The following is a 17,427-nucleotide window of genomic DNA, read 5'->3' on the forward strand; positions in this document are numbered from 1 at the left end:
GGCCACATCTGGCCCTGAAGTACAAAACGCCCGATGACGTTCATCAGGCGTTTTATCGACAGAAAACTGTCAACCTATATCAGGACTAGTCACTTGTTTTAATTTAAATGAAACTGAAAAGGCATTTTAAATATTTTGTGATTTGAATCACAAAACTGTTGATCGATAAATGTCCGAGGAGTAGACTTCTTTTTGTGACATGAGTCACAGAAAACACCACTACTATCGCAGGATTAAAATCATGAAACTGATCAACAAAATCATCGCTCTTTTCAGCGCTATGAACATCTCTTTCGGTACTTTCAACCTGTAAGGTTGATGACCGCACTGGCCGCCTCACCTGTAGGTCAGATGCCGTTCTGTTAAGCGCTGTACCGCTAACGAAAACCACAACACATGCGGTGTAAACAGAACCAAAAACGAAGAAGGTCGCCTCACGGCGACCTTTGTATTTTGTAGGCCGGATAAGGCGTTTACGCCGCCATCCGGCAATGTCTTTGTGGCTTGCCTGATGTCGCTGCGCTTATCAGGCCTACAACACTAAACTACGCATCAATCCTTATTCAGGAAATTCCCAGTATTAAAACTCCCGTCCGCATTACGGGTCAGTGGCTGCGGTAACTCCAGCGACTGGAAATCTTCCGCGCGCAGCTCCTTCCCTTCCGTATTAACGCTTTTTCCCTTCTCGATAAAGTAGTTAGTTGCATCAACGTTCCCCACCACCGCATCGTCATATTTCCCCGGCTGACTGCGCAGCGAAATATTGTCGCTGAACACGCCCTGAGTAGCGGCGTCGCCGTATGGGCTTGGGCGGAAGATAAAGTTGAAGCGCTGGTTATCCACGGCAACGTTATTCACCACCACCAGTTTGCCTGGGTTGAAGTTATCGGTAAAACCATCGAGATGGTTGCCAATAGCAATGCTATTGCGGATTTCATGGGCCACCGGCTGGCCTTCGCCGCCAAGTTTAAAACCGTTGCTGGTATTATTGCGAGCAATGGAGTTCTCTATCACCACTACGCCATTCGCACCATCTTCAATCTTGTTGAACAGATCGAAACCGTCGTCGATATTGTCATGGGAGTAGCACCCTTCCAGGCGGTTACCTTCACCCACGCGCATCTTCACCGCAAAACCGTCGGCGTTGATCTTACCCGGATCTTCGTTGCTGTAAGACTCGGAGTTCACCACGCGGTTATAGCTAGCCCACAGCGGGCGACCGATCTTATCGACGGAAGAGATCTGAATTCCGGTGTCATCATTGTGATAGGCGGTGACGTTTTCGATAAGGTTGTGGCTTCCCTGAATACGCAGGCTCTTGTCGGTAATATCCACGCCGCGAATCGTCCAGTAGTGACCGTCTAGCAGCATGCCGTGGATAACCGCTTTACCTGCAGCTTCCAGCGTTTTACGACCCTTTTCAAGGCCGCTCGCGGAGAGTGGAATATCGGTCTTCGCGTAGTCACCAGCCGCCAGTACCACTTTACCGCCCGGTGGCACAAGCGCGATGGCGGTGGCCAGATCCATTGGGGCTTCGGCCGTGCCTTTGGCATCGGCTTTACCGTCGGCGGCGGCGTACAGCGTACTGCTTACCGTGGCTTTGTGCTGGCTAACAGAAAGCTGCTGTTCAACCGGCGAACGATCGCGCCCGCTGGTGGGGGTAAAGGTAATCTGGAAGTTGTTGCTCTCGGCGAGCTTCGTTGGCAGGGTAAACATCTCACCGGCTTTCACCGGTTTATTCTCCCCGATCACCACTTCGTTCTGGCGAACCGAGAACTGACCATCGTAGTTGGCGCGCGCCTGTAAGATATAGTTCTGGCCTGAATTCTGGCTGCCTGATGCTACCTGCATAACCACCGGCCAGGATTTTGCCACGAACGGCTTAGCGGCAACGGTCTGGGCTGCTGATGTCGTTAGTGAAGCATCGCTGACGGTGATTTTCGCATTACGGGAAGCAAAGAAGCCCACGTAGTACTGCTTTTTATTCTGCACCGAAATCATATCGGCATCCGGTACCTGCTGGGTAACCCACTCTTCGCTGCCGACCGGCGCCCAGGCGGTAATAAAGCCTTCATTGGTTCGCTCGAGCTTAAGGCGGAAGGCCGGCGACTCTCGCAGGTCAACGCCTTCCTTGTAGCTCACCTTTTTAATCTCAGAGCCCGCATTGCCCCAAGGTTGGGTGATGCCGTTGCGCGAGATGGCCTGTAGCTTCACGCGGTAATCGTCTTTTTTATCCTGGGTCATGATGGCGTTCATCACCATGTTTGAAGCCGCAGGAAACTCTTCATAGCCCTCTTTCAACGGCTCCTGACGAGGCGTGCCGATAATATCGCGTACCAGCAGTCCAGCCCCTTCCTGAGCGGCTGGTTTGGCGCCATTTTCCGGGCCAAACTGATCGACGGTAACCGTAGCGGAGAGAACAAAATTCTCATCGCTCGGTAGCGTGGTGTAGAAAAAAGTCAGGCCGTCGTGCGAGTTGGCAATTTTACCGCCGCGGCTTTCAATGGTGATGGGTTTACTGAGTGAGGCAACTTGCTGCGGGGCCAGCGTCTTACCGTCAATCGTCACGTTGTTAACGCCCACTTTCTCCGGCAACACGTTAGAGGAGAAGTTAACGTCAGTGGATTGCCCAAAAGCGATCGCCTTCCATTGCTGGGGCGCCTGGGCCTGTGCCGAGAGGGAGAGTGCTGCGCTACAAAGAGTCAGAGCCAGAGGTAATTTCTTTTTCATATCATCTTCCTGAATGGTTTGGCGCTGTAATTATCAACAAATCAAAACACTGTTTCTTTTTTGTTCGTCACAATATCGAGTAAATAAAACAGTGTTTTAAATATGGTGTGCCCTTTATTCAGGTGTCAAAAAAACAATATAAGCAGAGAGATAGCGCGCTAACCCGCGATTAGGCTGATTTCTTACGAGACAAATGCGTTTGATATGGACGAAAATAAGGGAAGAAAAACAGGGCGAAAGGTAATGTTGAGCGTTTTATCAGCAGGCCATTTCATGGCGAAAAATATGTAGAATTTTCAACGTTAACCCGCTTTACTTCATACTTAATCTACAGACAGGATACCTATGTCTAACCGTACCATGAGCGTTGTGATCCTTGCCGCAGGCAAAGGCACGCGTATGTATTCCGATCTTCCAAAAGTGCTGCACACCCTGGCCGGCAAGCCGATGGTGCAGCATGTCATTGATGCCGCGAATCATGTTGGCGCGAATCAGGTCCACCTGGTGTACGGTCACGGCGGTGATTTACTGAAGCAAGCCTTATCCGATGACAACCTGAACTGGGTGCTGCAGGCTGAACAGTTGGGCACCGGTCATGCTATGCAGCAGGCTGCACCGTTCTTCGCGGATGACGAAGATATTCTGATGCTCTACGGCGACGTGCCGCTGATTTCCGTTGAAACGCTGCAGCGCCTGCGCGAAGCCAAGCCGCAGGGTGGAATTGGCCTGCTGACGGTAGTGCTGGACGACCCAACCGGCTATGGCCGCATCACCCGTGAAAACGGCAAGGTGACCGGCATCGTTGAACACAAAGATGCCACCGACGCACAGCGTCAGATTCAGGAGATCAACACTGGTATCCTGATTGCTAACGGCGCGGACCTGAAGCGCTGGCTGGCGAAACTGAACAACAACAATGCACAGGGCGAGTTCTATATCACCGATATTATCGCCATGGCATACCACGAAGGCCGCGAAATTGCCGCGGTTCATCCGGCGCGTATCAGCGAAACTGACGGCGTGAATAACCGCCTGCAGCTTGCCCGTCTTGAGCGTATTTATCAGTCCGAACAGGCCGAAAAACTGCTGCTGGCAGGCGTGATGCTGCGCGACCCGGCGCGTTTTGACCTGCGTGGCACTTTGTCTCACGGGCGCGATGTCGAAATTGATACTAACGTTATCCTTGAAGGCAACGTGGTGCTGGGCCATCGCGTCAAAATCGGCGCAGGCTGCGTGATTAAAAACGCCACCATCGGCGATGACTGTGAAATCAGCCCGTACAGCGTGGTGGAAGATGCTCATCTGGAAGCGGCCTGCACCATCGGCCCGTTCGCCCGTCTGCGTCCTGGCGCTGAGCTGCTGGAAGGCGCACACGTGGGTAACTTCGTCGAAATGAAAAAAGCGCGCCTGGGTAAAGGCTCAAAAGCCGGTCATCTGACCTACCTCGGCGATGCGGAAATTGGCGACAACGTGAATATCGGCGCGGGTACCATTACCTGCAACTACGATGGCGCCAATAAATTTAAAACGATTATTGGCGATGACGTCTTTGTCGGTTCCGACAGCCAGCTGGTGGCGCCGGTCACCATTGGCAAAGGTGTCACTATCGCGGCCGGTACTACCGTGACCCGCGACGTTGCTGATAACGAACTGGTGCTGAGCCGCGTACCGCAGGTACACAAGCAAGGCTGGCAGCGTCCGGTGAAGAAGAAGTAGTTTTATGTAGGCCTGATAAGGCGTAGCCGCCATCAGGCAGACAAGGGTGAGGAGATAACATAATCTCCCGCCCAAAAAGCAGTACCTATAAAAATAACCCCACTCTCTACAAGGCTCGGGGCGCCCGGAATACGGGCAACAGGTTGACCGACAACGCATGGCATAATGCCAAAATCGGAATAGAAAACTATGTGTGGAATTGTTGGCGCAGTCGCGCAACGTGATGTAGCTGAAATCCTTCTCGAAGGTCTCCGTCGTCTGGAATACCGTGGTTATGACTCTGCGGGTGTGGCCGTGGTAGACGCAGAAGGTCATATGACCCGCCTGCGTCGTCTGGGGAAAGTCCAGATGCTGTCACAAGCCGCGGAAGAACACCCGCTGGTGGGCGGAACCGGTATTGCTCACACCCGCTGGGCAACCCACGGCGAACCGTCGGAAGGCAACGCGCATCCGCATGTTTCTGACCACATTGCGGTGGTGCATAACGGCATCATCGAAAACCATGAACCGCTGCGCGAAATGCTGCAGGCGCGTGGCTATGTTTTTGTTTCAGCGACCGACACCGAGGTGATCGCTCACTTAGTGCACTGGGAGATGGAACAGGGCGGTACGCTGCGTGAAGCGGTGATGCGCGCTATCCCGCAGCTTCGCGGTGCCTACGGCACGGTGATTATGGACTCCCGCGACCCAAGCACGCTGCTGGCTGCGCGTTCCGGTAGCCCACTGGTTATCGGCCTTGGCATGGGTGAGAACTTTATCGCCTCTGACCAGCTGGCGCTGCTGCCGGTGACCCGTCGCTTCATCTTCCTTGAAGAGGGCGATATCGCCGAAGTGACGCGCCGCTCGGTCGCGGTCTTCGACAAGTCCGGTGCCAGCGTAAATCGTCAGGAGATCGAATCTAATCTGCAATACGATGCGGGCGATAAAGGTATCTATCGCCACTACATGCAGAAAGAGATCTACGAACAGCCGAACGCCATCAAAAACACCTTAACCGGGCGTATCAGCCACGGCGAAGTGGATCTCAGCGAGCTGGGCCCACAGGCCGACGCGCTGCTATCTCGCGTTGAGCATATCCAGATTATCGCCTGCGGCACTTCCTATAACTCCGGGATGGTCGCGCGTTACTGGTTTGAATCACTGGCCGGTGTGCCGTGCGACGTCGAAATTGCCTCTGAATTCCGCTATCGCAAATCGGCCGTGCGTCCAAACAGTCTGGTCATCACTCTGTCGCAGTCTGGCGAAACCGCCGACACGCTGGCCGGCCTGCGTTTGACCAAAGAGCTGGGTTATCTTGGCTCGCTGGCGGTTTGTAACGTTGCGGGCTCCTCGCTGGTGCGTGAGTCCGATCTGGCGCTTATGACCAACGCCGGGGCGGAAATTGGCGTGGCGTCCACCAAGGCATTCACCACCCAGCTAACGGTACTGCTGATGCTGGTGGCGAAGATGGCGCGCCTGAAAGGGGCGGATGCGTCCGTAGAGCATGAGATTGTTCATGCGCTGCAGGCACTGCCAAGCCGCATTGAGCAGATGCTGTCGCAGGACAAACGTATTGAGCTGCTTGCAGAAGATTTCTCCGACAAGCATCACGCGCTGTTCCTGGGCCGTGGCGATCAGTACCCGATCGCGCTGGAAGGCGCGCTGAAGCTTAAAGAGATCTCCTACATTCACGCGGAAGCGTATGCCGCGGGCGAGCTGAAACACGGCCCGCTGGCGCTTATCGACGCGGATATGCCGGTTATCGTGGTCGCGCCGAATAACGAACTGCTGGAAAAACTGAAATCCAACATTGAAGAGGTGCGCGCGCGCGGCGGTGAGCTGTACGTGTTTGCCGACAGAGATGCGGCATTCAGCAATAGCGACAATATGCACATCATCGAGATGCCGCATGTGGAAGAGGTGATTGCGCCTATCTTCTATACCGTGCCGCTGCAGCTGCTGGCTTACCACGTGGCGCTGATCAAAGGCACCGATGTGGACCAGCCGCGTAACCTGGCGAAATCGGTTACCGTCGAATAATCGCGTTACCCTGAAAACTATCCGGCTCTGCCTTAGGCACAGCCGGATTTTTTTTATCACCAGAAACTGTCATAAAGCGTGATTTTTGGGCTGTCATAAAAAGAAAATTTTACTGTAATTTCATTGTAAATTATTTTTATAACAAGCTGATTTATAATGGTTTAATAATATTGTTTTTCGCATGGTTTTCGTTGTCATTAAACTGTAATAAACCTTACATATAACTGTCACCTGTTTGTCCTATTTTGCTCCTCGTAGCCACTAAACAATCATTTACGGATTCTTGCAGGAGACATTATGAAAGTTATGCGTACCACTGTCGCAACTGTTGTCGCCGCGACCTTATCGATGAGCGCTTTCGCAGCTGGAGCTGCAGCAAGCCTGACGGGTGCTGGTGCAACCTTCCCGGCGCCAGTGTATGCCAAATGGGCAGATACCTATCAGAAAGAGACCGGTAGCAAAGTAAACTACCAGGGTATCGGCTCCTCCGGTGGCGTAAAACAAATTACCGCTAACACCGTTGATTTCGGCGCATCTGATGCTCCGCTATCTGACGACAAACTGGCTCAGGAAGGCCTGTTCCAGTTCCCGACCGTTATCGGCGGTGTCGTTCTGGCTGTTAACATCCCTGGCCTGAAATCCGGCGAGCTGGTGCTTGACGGTAAAACCCTGGGTGACATCTACCTGGGTAAAATCAAGAAGTGGGATGACGAAGCCATCACCAAACTGAACCCGGGCGTTAAGCTGCCTTCTCAGAACATCGCCGTTGTGCGTCGTGCTGATGGTTCCGGTACCTCTTTCGTGTTCACCAGCTACCTGTCTAAAGTGAACGAAGAGTGGAAATCCAAAATCGGTGCGGGCTCTACCGTAAACTGGCCGACCGGTTTGGGCGGTAAAGGTAACGACGGTATCGCGGCATTCGTACAGCGTCTGCCAGGCTCCATCGGCTACGTTGAATATGCTTATGCTAAGCAGAACAACCTGGCTTACACCAAACTGGTTTCTGCCGATGGCAAGCCGGTTAGCCCGACTGAAGACAACTTTGCTAACGCCGCTAAAGGCGTTGACTGGAGCAAATCCTTCGCGCAGGACCTGACTAACCAGAAAGGTGACAACGCGTGGCCGATTACCTCCACCACCTTCATCCTGGTACACAAAGAGCAGAAGAAACCTGAGCAAGGTGCTGAAGTGCTGAAGTTCTTTGACTGGGCGTATAAAAACGGCGGCAAACAGGCGAACGAGCTTGATTACGCCACTCTGCCAGAGAGCGTGGTTGAGCAGGTTCGTGCTGCATGGAAAACCAACGTGAAAGACAGCAGCGGTAAAGCGCTGTACTGATTACTGTCGCCCGGCGGAAACGCCGGGCAACGTGTAAGCGTCGTGGCGGATTTTAAACTGGAAAGAGTGATTTATGGCTGCAACTAAGCCTGCTTTTAACCCACCGGGTAAAAAGGGTGACATGATATTCAGCGCGCTGGTAAGACTGGCTGCGCTGATTGTGCTATTGATGTTGGGCGGGATTATCGTCTCCCTGATCATCTCTTCTTGGCCAAGTATGGAGAAGTTCGGCTTCGCCTTCCTGTGGACCAAAGAGTGGGATGCGCCTAACGACATCTACGGTGCGCTGGTACCGATTTACGGTACGCTCGTGACCTCCTTTATCGCGCTGCTGATCGCCGTACCGGTGAGCTTCGGTATCGCACTCTTCCTGACTGAACTGGCACCCAACTGGCTGAAACGCCCGTTAGGTATCGCGATTGAACTGCTGGCGGCCATTCCCAGCATCGTTTACGGCATGTGGGGCCTGTTTATCTTTGCTCCGCTGTTCGCGACCTACTTCCAGGAGCCAGTCGGCAATATCCTTTCTAACATTCCGTTTGTCGGTGCGCTGTTCTCCGGCCCGGCGTTTGGTATCGGTATCCTGGCGGCAGGGGGTATCCTCGCCATCATGATCATCCCGTATATCTCCGCCGTTATGCGTGATGTGTTCGAACAAACCCCGGTGATGATGAAAGAGTCGGCCTACGGCATCGGCTGCACCACCTGGGAAGTTATCTGGCGTATCGTGCTGCCGTTCACCAAAAACGGGGTCATAGGCGGCGTCATGCTCGGCCTGGGCCGCGCGCTGGGTGAAACGATGGCGGTGACCTTTATCATCGGTAACACCTACCAGCTCGACAGCGCATCGCTGTATATGCCGGGCAACAGCATTACCTCCGCCCTGGCGAATGAATTCGCTGAAGCGGAATCGGGTCTGCATGTATCTGCGCTGATGGAACTGGGTCTGATCCTGTTTGCGATTACCTTTATCGTGCTGGCGGCATCGAAGTTTATGATTATGCGCCTGGCGAAAAACGAGGGGGCACGCTAATGACGACGCTGGAAATGCAAAACACCGCAGCGCTGGCGGAGTCTCGCCGCAAAATGCAGGCGCGTCGCCGCATGAAGAACCGCATCGCGCTGACGCTGTCGATGGCCACCATGATCTTCGGCCTGTTTTGGCTGGTGTGGATCCTGATGTCTACCGTGACCCGCGGCATCGACGGTATGTCGCTGGCGCTGTTTACTGAAATGACGCCGCCGCCAAACACGGCGGGCGGTGGTCTGGCTAACGCCCTGGCGGGCAGCGGCCTGCTGATCCTGTGGTCGACCGTTATCGGTACCCCACTGGGCATTATGGCGGGCATCTACCTGGCGGAGTACGGGCGTAAATCCTGGCTTGCTGAAGTGATTCGCTTCATTAACGACATTCTGCTCTCCGCACCATCCATCGTAGTCGGCCTGTTCGTCTACACCATCGTGGTGGCGCAGATGCAGCACTTCTCCGGCTGGGCGGGCGTGATTGCGCTGGCGCTGCTGCAGGTACCTATCGTTATTCGTACCACCGAGAACATGCTGAAACTGGTGCCGGATAGCTTGCGTGAAGCAGCCTACGCGCTGGGTACGCCGAAATGGCGAATGATCTCCGCGATTACGCTGAAAGCGTCTATCTCCGGGATTATGACCGGCATCCTGCTGGCTATTGCGCGTATCGCCGGTGAAACGGCTCCGCTGCTGTTTACTGCGCTCTCCAACCAGTTCTGGAGCACCGATATGATGCAGCCTATCGCCAACCTGCCGGTGACCATCTTTAAATTTGCGATGAGCCCGTTTGCTGAGTGGCAGCAACTGGCCTGGGCTGGGGTGCTGATTATCACTCTGTGCGTACTGCTGCTGAACATTCTGGCGCGCGTTATTTTCGCGAAGAAGAAACACGGCTAAGAAGAATTGCCGGATGGCGGCGTAAACGCCTTATCCGGCCTACGGTTGAACACATTTGTAGGCCTGATAAGCGTAGCGCCATCAGGCATCATTTTACGGCGTGGCGGATGCGGCGCTGGATGAGGAAGAGATTGAGATGAGTATGGTGAACACTACCCCGGGTAAAATTTCAGTACGTGACCTGAACTTCTACTACGGCAAATTCCATGCCCTGAAGAACATCAACCTGGATATCGCCAAAAACCAGGTGACGGCGTTTATCGGCCCGTCAGGCTGCGGTAAATCGACGCTGCTGCGTACCTTCAACAAGATGTTTGAACTGTACCCGGAGCAGCGTGCAGAAGGCGAAATTCTGCTGGATGGCGATAATATTCTCACCAATACCCAGGATATCGCCCTGCTGCGTGCCAAAGTGGGTATGGTGTTCCAGAAGCCAACGCCGTTCCCAATGTCGATTTATGACAATATCGCCTTCGGCGTGCGCCTGTTTGAAAAGCTCTCCCGCACCGATATGGACGAACGCGTGCAGTGGGCGTTGACCAAGGCCGCATTATGGAATGAAACCAAAGATAAACTGCACCAGAGCGGGTACTCTCTCTCTGGTGGTCAGCAGCAGCGTCTGTGCATCGCGCGCGGCATCGCGATTCGCCCGGAAGTTCTGCTGCTGGATGAGCCGTGTTCAGCCCTTGACCCGATCTCCACCGGGCGTATCGAGGAGCTTATCACCGAGCTGAAAGAGGATTACACCGTGGTGATCGTGACCCACAACATGCAGCAGGCTGCACGTTGCTCCGACCACACGGCATTTATGTATCTGGGCGAGTTGATTGAGTTCAGTAACACGGACGATCTGTTCACCAAGCCTGCGAAGAAACAAACTGAAGACTACATTACTGGCCGCTACGGTTGATCGGGAGAGAACTGTGGATAATTTAAACCTCAATAAACATATTTCCGGCCAGTTCAACGCAGAACTGGAAAGCATCCGCACCCAGGTGATGACCATGGGTGGCATGGTAGAGCAGCAGCTTTCTGATGCGATTACCGCCATGCACAACCAGGATAGCGAACTGGCGAAGCGCGTCATCGACGGCGACAAGCACGTCAACATGATGGAAGTGGCGATTGATGAAGCCTGCGTGCGCATCATCGCCAAGCGCCAGCCAACGGCGAGCGATCTGCGTCTGGTGATGGCGATTATTAAAACTATCGCCGAGCTGGAACGTATTGGTGACGTGGCGGATAAAATCTGCCGTACCGCGCTGGAGAAATTTTCCCAGCAGCACCAGCCGCTGCTGGTGAGCCTGGAATCGCTGGGCCGCCACACCGTGCAGATGCTGCATGACGTGCTGGACGCGTTCGCGCGCATGGATCTTGACGAAGCGGTGCGTATCTATCGTGAAGATAAGAAAGTTGACCAGGAATATGAAGGCATCGTGCGTCAGCTGATGACCTACATGATGGAAGACTCGCGCACCATTCCAAGCGTGTTGACCGCGCTGTTCTGTGCACGCTCTATCGAGCGTATTGGCGACCGCTGCCAGAATATCTGCGAATACATCTTCTACTTCGTGAAGGGGCAAGACTTCCGTCACGTGGGCGGCGATGAGCTGGATAAGCTGCTGGCGGGGAAAGACCCGAAAGAGTAATGCTATTTTTTCCGTCCCTCTCTTCACCTGAAGAGAGGGAATATTAATGAATACCCATCCTTATATTCCTCATCTAAATATTTATATATTCCTAAAATAATCTCAAATACGATATCGGGGATGTTAATCACACTTCCTTACTCTCGGCGTTGCATTTTAATATGGAAAGAACAAAAATCCATTTCGATTAATATTTATAAAAATAGATTCAAATGCTGTATTAATGACTGGATTGTTACTGCTTATGCAGGCAAAACCTGATTGCGTCAGTTTTTACTGATAATGTCGGGTTTTTTTTGTTTTTAAAAAAGGTCATACAGATGATTATGCAGATCGCCAGAGTTTTGAATAATAACGTTCTGGTTGTTGTCGATGAAAACCAGCGCGAAAAAGTGGTCATGGGCCGAGGTATTGGTTTTCAGAAGCGGGTCGGTGAATATGTTAGTGCTTCGGGCATTGAGAAAGCATATTCATTAAGCAGCCATGAACTGAATAGCCATTTAAGTGAATTGTTAAGCCGTATTCCACCGGAGGTGATGGCGACATGTGATGTCATCATTGCACTGTCCAGGGAAAAACTGGGAAACCTGCAGGACAGTATCTACATTTCGCTAACCGATCACTGCCAGTTCGCCATTGCGCGTGCACAACAGGGCATTGTGCTGCCAAATGCCCTGTTGTGGGATATCCAGCGCCTTTATCCGAAAGAGTTTTGGCTGGGGGAGCAGGCGCTGGCGGTGATTCATCAGCGTCTGGGGGTTCAACTCCCGAAGGATGAAGTGGGGTTTATTGCGATGCATCTGGTGAGCGCCCAGATGAGTGGAAATATGGAGGATGTCAAAGAAATCACTCAACTTATGCGAGAGCTGCTACAGCTGATTAAATTCCAGTTTGGAATTACGTATCAGGAAAAGAGCTTAAGTTATCAACGTCTGGTAACGCATCTGAAGTTCTTCGCCTACCGTATATTTGAGCATGCCTCAATTGGCGATGACGATCTGGCATTACAACAGACAATAAAGCAGAACTATTTTGAAGCATGGATATGCGCTGAACGCATTGCTGTTTTTATTCGACATCAGTATCAGCGAGAAACAACCTCTGAAGAAATTATGTTTCTCGCAATTAATATCGAACGGGTTCGCAAAGAACATTAATAATACATCGCTGTTTTAACTTCAGCATTGTTACCGCATCGCGGGCAAAACCTGAAGAAGATGATCTCCGCACGGGGGTTATTTTCTTCAGGTTTTTTTGATTGCCGCATCGCGGTTGAGGATCACACATGAAGGAATTAGCCAAAAAGATTGTTGCTGGCGTTGGGGGCAAGGATAACATCATCAGCCTGATGCATTGTGCCACGCGTTTACGTTTTAAGTTAAAAAACTACAGCCTGGCGCAGGCTGAAGCGCTAAAAAACACCGCTGGAATTATAATGGTGGTGGAAAGTGGTGGACAGTTTCAGGTGGTGATTGGTAATCATGTTGCCGATGTTTTTGCGGCGGTGAATGCGCTGATCGGCCTCGGCGTTACTGAACATGCAGCACAGGACGATGAGAGTAAAGATGGCCTGTTAAGCCGTTTTGTTTATATCATTTCGGGCATTTTTACCCCATTAATCGGCTTACTGGCCGCCACCGGGATCCTCAAAGGGTTGTTGGCGGTGGCACTGGTGTGCCAGTGGACCAGCGAACAAAGCGGTACCTACCTGCTCTTGTTCAGCGCGAGCGATTCTCTGTTCTATTTTTTCCCCATCATTCTTGGCTATACCGCCGGGAAACGATTTGGGGGGAACCCGTTCCTGACCATGGTGGTTGGCGGCGCGCTGGTCCACCCGCTGGTTCTGCGTGCTTTTGAGAGCGCACAGGCGCCGGATCCGACTGCGTTGCACTTTCTCGGTCTGCCGATCACCTTTATCAATTACACCTCATCGGTGATCCCGATTATTTTCTCCGCCTGGCTTTGCAGCCTGATGGAGAAAAGGCTTAATGCCTGGCTCCCCTCGGCAATTAAGAACTTCTTCACTCCACTGCTGTGCATGGCGGTGATTATTCCGGTCACCTTCCTGGTGATTGGCCCGCTGTCGACCTGGGTGAGTGAACTGATTGCAGCGGGTTATCTCTATCTCTACCATGCTGCGCCCTGGTTTGCTGGTGCGGTGATGGGGGGACTGTGGCAAATCTTTGTGATGTTTGGCCTGCACTGGGGATTAGTGCCGCTATGCATCAATAACTTTACCGTTCTGGGTTATGACACGATGCTGCCGTTACTGATGCCAGCGATCATGGCGCAGGTGGGGGCAGCGCTGGCTATCTTTATGGGTGAGCGGGACGGGCAGAAAAAAATCGTTGCGGGCTCTGCGGCGATTACCGGGCTATTTGGGATCACCGAGCCTGCGGTATATGGCGTTAACCTGCCGCGAAAATATCCGTTCATTATTGCCTGCGTGAGCGGCGCGATTGGCGCTGGGGTCATCGGTTTTGCACAAACAAAAGCGTATTCGTTCGGTATTCCCAGCATCTTCACCTTCATGCAAACCATCCCAGCCACCGGCGTCGATTTCACCGTTTGGGCGAGCGTAATTGGTGCCGCCATTGCGGCAGTCGGTGCGTTCGCCGGAACTGTCATCTTCAATCTGACGGTGAAAGACAAATCGGTGACGACTGAGGCCCCAACGGAAGCGCTTCCCCGCCCGGAAGTTCTCATTTCTCCCCTCAGTGGAAACGTTGTCGAACTGGCAACGGTAAGCGATGCGACCTTTGCCAGTGGGATGCTGGGTAAAGGCGTCGCCATTGTGCCGACGCTAGGTGAAGTTCGATCGCCGGTCGATGGGCGTATCGGCTCGCTTTTCGCCACGCTTCACGCCATTGGTATTGAATCCAATGGGGGTAGCGAAATTCTGATTCATGTGGGTATCGATACGGTCAAACTGGCGGGGCAATATTTTACTGCCCATATCAATATTGGCGATGAAGTCAAAGCGGGGGATCTTCTGCTCACCTTCGACCTTACCGCGATTGCCGCCGCGGGTTTTGATTTAACCACACCGGTATTAGTCAGTAATAGTGATGATTATACCGATGTTCTTATTATGGAGGCCGATGCTGTTAATATTCAGGAGCCGTTACTTACTATTATTCAATAACATAAAACCAGGATGGATATTTCCATCGTTGTGGTTGTTTAGATGGATGATGTCTGGCAGTTCGTTATATTTTACTGTTAATTATATAGGGATATTATGTTTAGAAAAAAACTGATTGCCTCTGCCATTCTGTTAATGGCTCCACTCTCTTTTTCGCCCTGCTCTTTTGCCAAGCCATTAACCATTGAGCAACGGCTTGAGCTTCTTGAACAGGCATTAAGAGAAACGCAAACCGAATTAAAAAAATATAAAGATGAAGAGCGTCAAAGAAATATTTCGATAGTGGCTAATCAGGTGCGTAAAGAGGATGTGGCGACATCAAAAACAAAACCTGATGCGGTGCTGGTAAAAACTGACAATGGCAATGGAACCGGTGGCAGTGATATTTATTCTTCGATGACGATGAAAGACTTTAGTCAGTTCGTGAAGGATGAAATTGGCTTTAGCTACAACGGCTACTACCGCTCTGGCTGGGGAACAGCATCTCACGGGTCACCAAAATCCTGGGCGATTGGTTCTTTGGGGCGCTTAGGGAACGAATACAGCGGCTGGTTTGATCTGCAGTTGAAACAGCGCGTGTATCAGGAAGGAAACAAACGCGTGGATGCCATCGTGATGCTGGATGGCAACGTTGGTCAGCAATACTCTACCGGTTGGTTTGGCGACAATGCCGGCGGCGAGAACTATATGCAATTCTCCGATCTGTATGTCAATACCAAAGGGTTCTTGCCGTTTGCGCCCGAGGCCGACTTCTGGGTTGGTAAACACGGCGCACCTAAAATTGAAATACAGATGCTCGACTGGAAAACGCAGCGCACGGACGCTGCCGCTGGCGTAGGTCTTGAAAACTGGCAGGTTGGGCCGGGGAAATTCGATATCGCGTTGGTACGTGAAGATATCGATGATTACGATCGGGCACTGGAGAATAAACAGCAGATTAATACCAATACGCTGGACGTTCGCTATAAAGATATCCCGCTGTGGGATAAGGCAACGCTGATGGTGTCTGGTCGTTATGTGGCGGCGAATCAGAGTTCTTCAGAGAAATATAATGAAGATAACAACGGTTTCTATGAGTGGAAAGACACCTGGATGTGGGGCACAACGTTGATGCAGAAATTGGATAATGGGGGCTTTAACGAGTTTTCATTCCTGATGGCGAATAACTCTATTGCCAGTAGCTTCTCGCGCTATGCCGGTTCCAGTCCATTCACCACGTTTAACGGTAAATATTACGGCGACCATACCAACGGTACCGCGGTGCGTTTAACGTCGCAGGGTGAGACTTATATTGGCGATCGTTTCATTGTCGCCAATGCACTGGTTTATTCCTTCGGTGATGACGTATACAGCTATGAAACCGGCGCGCATTCTGACTTCGAATCGATTCGTGCGGTAATTCGCCCGGCGTATATCTGGGATAAATATAATCAAACTGGCGTTGAATTGGGCTATTTCACTCAGCAGAACAAAGATGTGAAGGGTAAAAAATATAACGAGTCGGGCTACAAAACGACGCTATTCCATACCTTCAAAGTGAATACCAGTATGTTGACGTCTCGCCCGGAAATTCGTTTTTATGCCACTTATATTAAAGCGGAAGATACCGACCTGGATGGCTTTACCTTTGAAGACGATAAGCCGGATCAGTTTGCCGTTGGCGCTCAGGCAGAAATCTGGTGGTAACGTAAGAATCGCGAAAGGATGATTGTGATGAAATTAAAAGTAGCTTATTTATCCATTTTGATTGCCGGTACGTTTGTTGGCCCGATCAGCTTCGCAGCAGACTTGCCTGCAAGCCCTGCGTCCTCTGTTCCGGTTAACCACTATGTCACACAGGTGAATGCGGATCGCAGTGTGACCTACCGCTTTTTTGCTCCAACTGCAAAAAGCGTTTCTGTTGTCGTCGGAGGGCCTTCTCCTGATGCGATCCACCCAATGGTGAAGGACAACAACGGTGTCTGGAGCTGGCATAGCCCGGTGATGGCGCCCAATTTGTATGAATACTTCTTTAATATCGATGGTGTCCGCAGCATTGACACCGGCACCGCGATGCCTAAGCCGCAGCGCCAGGTGAACAGCAGCATGATCCTGGTTCCCGGTAGCATTCTGGACGTGAAGTCCGTCCCTCACGGCGATTTGATTGCCGTCACCTACCACTCCAACGCGTTGAAATCTGAGCGTCAGATGTATGTCTGGACGCCACCTGGCTATAACGGACAGGGTAAGCCGTTGCCGGTGCTCTATTTTTATCACGGGTTTGGCGATACCGGCCGTTCGGCTATCGATCAAGGGCGTATCGCACAGATGATGGATAACCTGCTCGCAGATGGAAAAATAGTGCCGATGCTGGTGGTGGTGCCCGATACCGAAACCGATGCGAAAGGCATTGTTCCGGAAGATTTTGTCCCCGAGGAACGGCGTAAAGTGTTTTATCCACTCAACGCGAAAGCGGCGGATAACGAACTGATACACGATATTATCCCGCTGATCGGCAAGCGTTTTAACGTGCGAAAAGATGCTGATGGCCGCGCGTTGGCCGGGTTGTCACAGGGTGGATATCAGGCGCTGGTCTCCGGAATGAATCATCTGGACAGTTTTGGCTGGTTGGCGACCTTTAGCGGCGTCACGACCACAACGGTGCCTGATGAAGGGGTTAGCGCACGGTTGAATGACCCGCAGTCTATCAATCAGCAGCTACGTAACTTCACCGTGGTCGTGGGTGATAAAGATGTGGTGACCGGTAAAGACATTGCCGGGTTGAAGGCTGAGCTCGAGAAGCAAAAAATCAACTTTGACTATCATGAATACCCAGGCCTTAACCACGAAATGGACGTCTGGCGGCCGGCTTACGCCGAATTTGTGCAGAAGATCTTCAAGCAGTAATTGTTACGCCCCGACGTCAGA

Annotated in this window: 12 protein-coding genes and 1 pseudogene; 11 read left to right on the top strand and 2 right to left on the bottom strand. The window is 52.0% G+C overall.

Annotated elements, in window-relative coordinates; translation table 11 throughout:
- Window positions 1–552: 552 nt before the first annotated feature.
- On the bottom strand, window positions 553–2,730 hold the full coding sequence (locus ACLGE8_RS17675) for a right-handed parallel beta-helix repeat-containing protein (RefSeq protein WP_411000124.1): 2,178 nt from the start codon (window positions 2,728–2,730) through the stop codon (window positions 553–555).
- 345 nt (window positions 2,731–3,075) lie between these two features.
- Between ACLGE8_RS17675 and glmU the strand changes: the two genes are divergently transcribed.
- The 5 genes from glmU (at window position 3,076) to pstA (ending at window position 9,726) form a co-directional block, all read left to right on the top strand.
- Window positions 3,076–4,446, top strand: coding sequence for a bifunctional UDP-N-acetylglucosamine diphosphorylase/glucosamine-1-phosphate N-acetyltransferase GlmU (glmU, locus tag ACLGE8_RS17680; RefSeq protein WP_411000125.1), 1,371 nt, complete (start codon window positions 3,076–3,078; stop codon window positions 4,444–4,446).
- 189 nt (window positions 4,447–4,635) lie between these two features.
- A complete protein-coding gene (glmS, locus tag ACLGE8_RS17685) occupies window positions 4,636–6,465 on the top strand; it encodes a glutamine--fructose-6-phosphate transaminase (isomerizing) (protein ID WP_411000126.1) in 1,830 nt (609 codons plus the stop codon).
- Between the two features lie 297 nt (window positions 6,466–6,762).
- On the top strand, window positions 6,763–7,803 hold the full coding sequence (gene pstS, locus ACLGE8_RS17690; RefSeq protein WP_411000127.1) for a phosphate ABC transporter substrate-binding protein PstS: 1,041 nt from the start codon (window positions 6,763–6,765) through the stop codon (window positions 7,801–7,803).
- Between the two features lie 73 nt (window positions 7,804–7,876).
- Entirely contained in the window at window positions 7,877–8,836 is a 960-nt protein-coding gene (gene pstC / locus ACLGE8_RS17695; RefSeq protein WP_411000128.1) for a phosphate ABC transporter permease PstC, read from the top strand.
- A complete protein-coding gene (gene pstA, locus ACLGE8_RS17700; RefSeq protein WP_411000129.1) occupies window positions 8,836–9,726 on the top strand; it encodes a phosphate ABC transporter permease PstA in 891 nt (296 codons plus the stop codon). The genes pstC and pstA overlap by 1 nt, the downstream gene beginning before the upstream one ends.
- Here pstA and ACLGE8_RS17705 read toward each other — a convergent pair.
- Window positions 9,723–9,815, bottom strand: a pseudogene (locus ACLGE8_RS17705) (hypothetical protein); the annotation flags it as partial. The gene pstA and the pseudogene ACLGE8_RS17705 overlap by 4 nt on opposite strands.
- 47 nt (window positions 9,816–9,862) lie before the next feature.
- Here ACLGE8_RS17705 and pstB point away from each other — a divergent pair.
- The 6 genes from pstB to ACLGE8_RS17735 all read left to right on the top strand — a co-directional run bounded on the left by pstB (window position 9,863) and on the right by ACLGE8_RS17735 (window position 17,406).
- Window positions 9,863–10,636: a phosphate ABC transporter ATP-binding protein PstB gene (gene pstB, locus ACLGE8_RS17710; protein ID WP_035893601.1), complete on the top strand. Its 774-nt coding sequence runs from the start codon at window positions 9,863–9,865 to the stop codon at window positions 10,634–10,636.
- Window positions 10,637–10,649: 13 nt separating this feature from the next.
- Window positions 10,650–11,375, top strand: coding sequence for a phosphate signaling complex protein PhoU (gene phoU, locus ACLGE8_RS17715; protein ID WP_012907987.1), 726 nt, complete (start codon window positions 10,650–10,652; stop codon window positions 11,373–11,375).
- 320 nt (window positions 11,376–11,695) lie between these two features.
- Window positions 11,696–12,532, top strand: coding sequence for a transcriptional antiterminator BglG (gene bglG / locus ACLGE8_RS17720; protein WP_411000130.1), 837 nt, complete (start codon window positions 11,696–11,698; stop codon window positions 12,530–12,532).
- 128 nt (window positions 12,533–12,660) lie between these two features.
- On the top strand, window positions 12,661–14,520 hold the full coding sequence (bglF, locus tag ACLGE8_RS17725; protein WP_411000131.1) for a PTS beta-glucoside transporter subunit IIABC: 1,860 nt from the start codon (window positions 12,661–12,663) through the stop codon (window positions 14,518–14,520).
- Between the two features lie 96 nt (window positions 14,521–14,616).
- Window positions 14,617–16,206, top strand: a complete 1,590-nt coding sequence (locus ACLGE8_RS17730; protein ID WP_411000132.1) for a carbohydrate porin — start codon at window positions 14,617–14,619, stop codon at window positions 16,204–16,206.
- Between the two features lie 27 nt (window positions 16,207–16,233).
- Window positions 16,234–17,406: an esterase gene (locus ACLGE8_RS17735; protein WP_411000133.1), complete on the top strand. Its 1,173-nt coding sequence runs from the start codon at window positions 16,234–16,236 to the stop codon at window positions 17,404–17,406.
- Window positions 17,407–17,427 lie beyond the last annotated feature (21 nt).

It is taken from the genome of Kluyvera sp. 142486, assembly GCF_046569695.1.
GTDB lineage: Bacteria > Pseudomonadota > Gammaproteobacteria > Enterobacterales > Enterobacteriaceae > Kluyvera.

What these genes read in the sequence shown, in the direction of transcription:
- ACLGE8_RS17675 (WP_411000124.1), bottom strand. Translation starts at nt 2,730, where the DNA reads ATGAAAAAGAAATTACCTCTGGCTCTGACTCTTTGTAGCGCAGCACTC.
- glmU (WP_411000125.1), top strand. Translation starts at nt 3,076, where the DNA reads ATGTCTAACCGTACCATGAGCGTTGTGATCCTTGCCGCAGGCAAAGGC.
- glmS (WP_411000126.1), top strand. Translation starts at nt 4,636, where the DNA reads ATGTGTGGAATTGTTGGCGCAGTCGCGCAACGTGATGTAGCTGAAATC.
- pstS (WP_411000127.1), top strand. Translation starts at nt 6,763, where the DNA reads ATGAAAGTTATGCGTACCACTGTCGCAACTGTTGTCGCCGCGACCTTA.
- pstC (WP_411000128.1), top strand. Translation starts at nt 7,877, where the DNA reads ATGGCTGCAACTAAGCCTGCTTTTAACCCACCGGGTAAAAAGGGTGAC.
- pstA (WP_411000129.1), top strand. Translation starts at nt 8,836, where the DNA reads ATGACGACGCTGGAAATGCAAAACACCGCAGCGCTGGCGGAGTCTCGC.
- pstB (WP_035893601.1), top strand. Translation starts at nt 9,863, where the DNA reads ATGAGTATGGTGAACACTACCCCGGGTAAAATTTCAGTACGTGACCTG.
- bglG (WP_411000130.1), top strand. Translation starts at nt 11,696, where the DNA reads ATGATTATGCAGATCGCCAGAGTTTTGAATAATAACGTTCTGGTTGTT.
- bglF (WP_411000131.1), top strand. Translation starts at nt 12,661, where the DNA reads ATGAAGGAATTAGCCAAAAAGATTGTTGCTGGCGTTGGGGGCAAGGAT.
- ACLGE8_RS17730 (WP_411000132.1), top strand. Translation starts at nt 14,617, where the DNA reads ATGTTTAGAAAAAAACTGATTGCCTCTGCCATTCTGTTAATGGCTCCA.
- ACLGE8_RS17735 (WP_411000133.1), top strand. Translation starts at nt 16,234, where the DNA reads ATGAAATTAAAAGTAGCTTATTTATCCATTTTGATTGCCGGTACGTTT.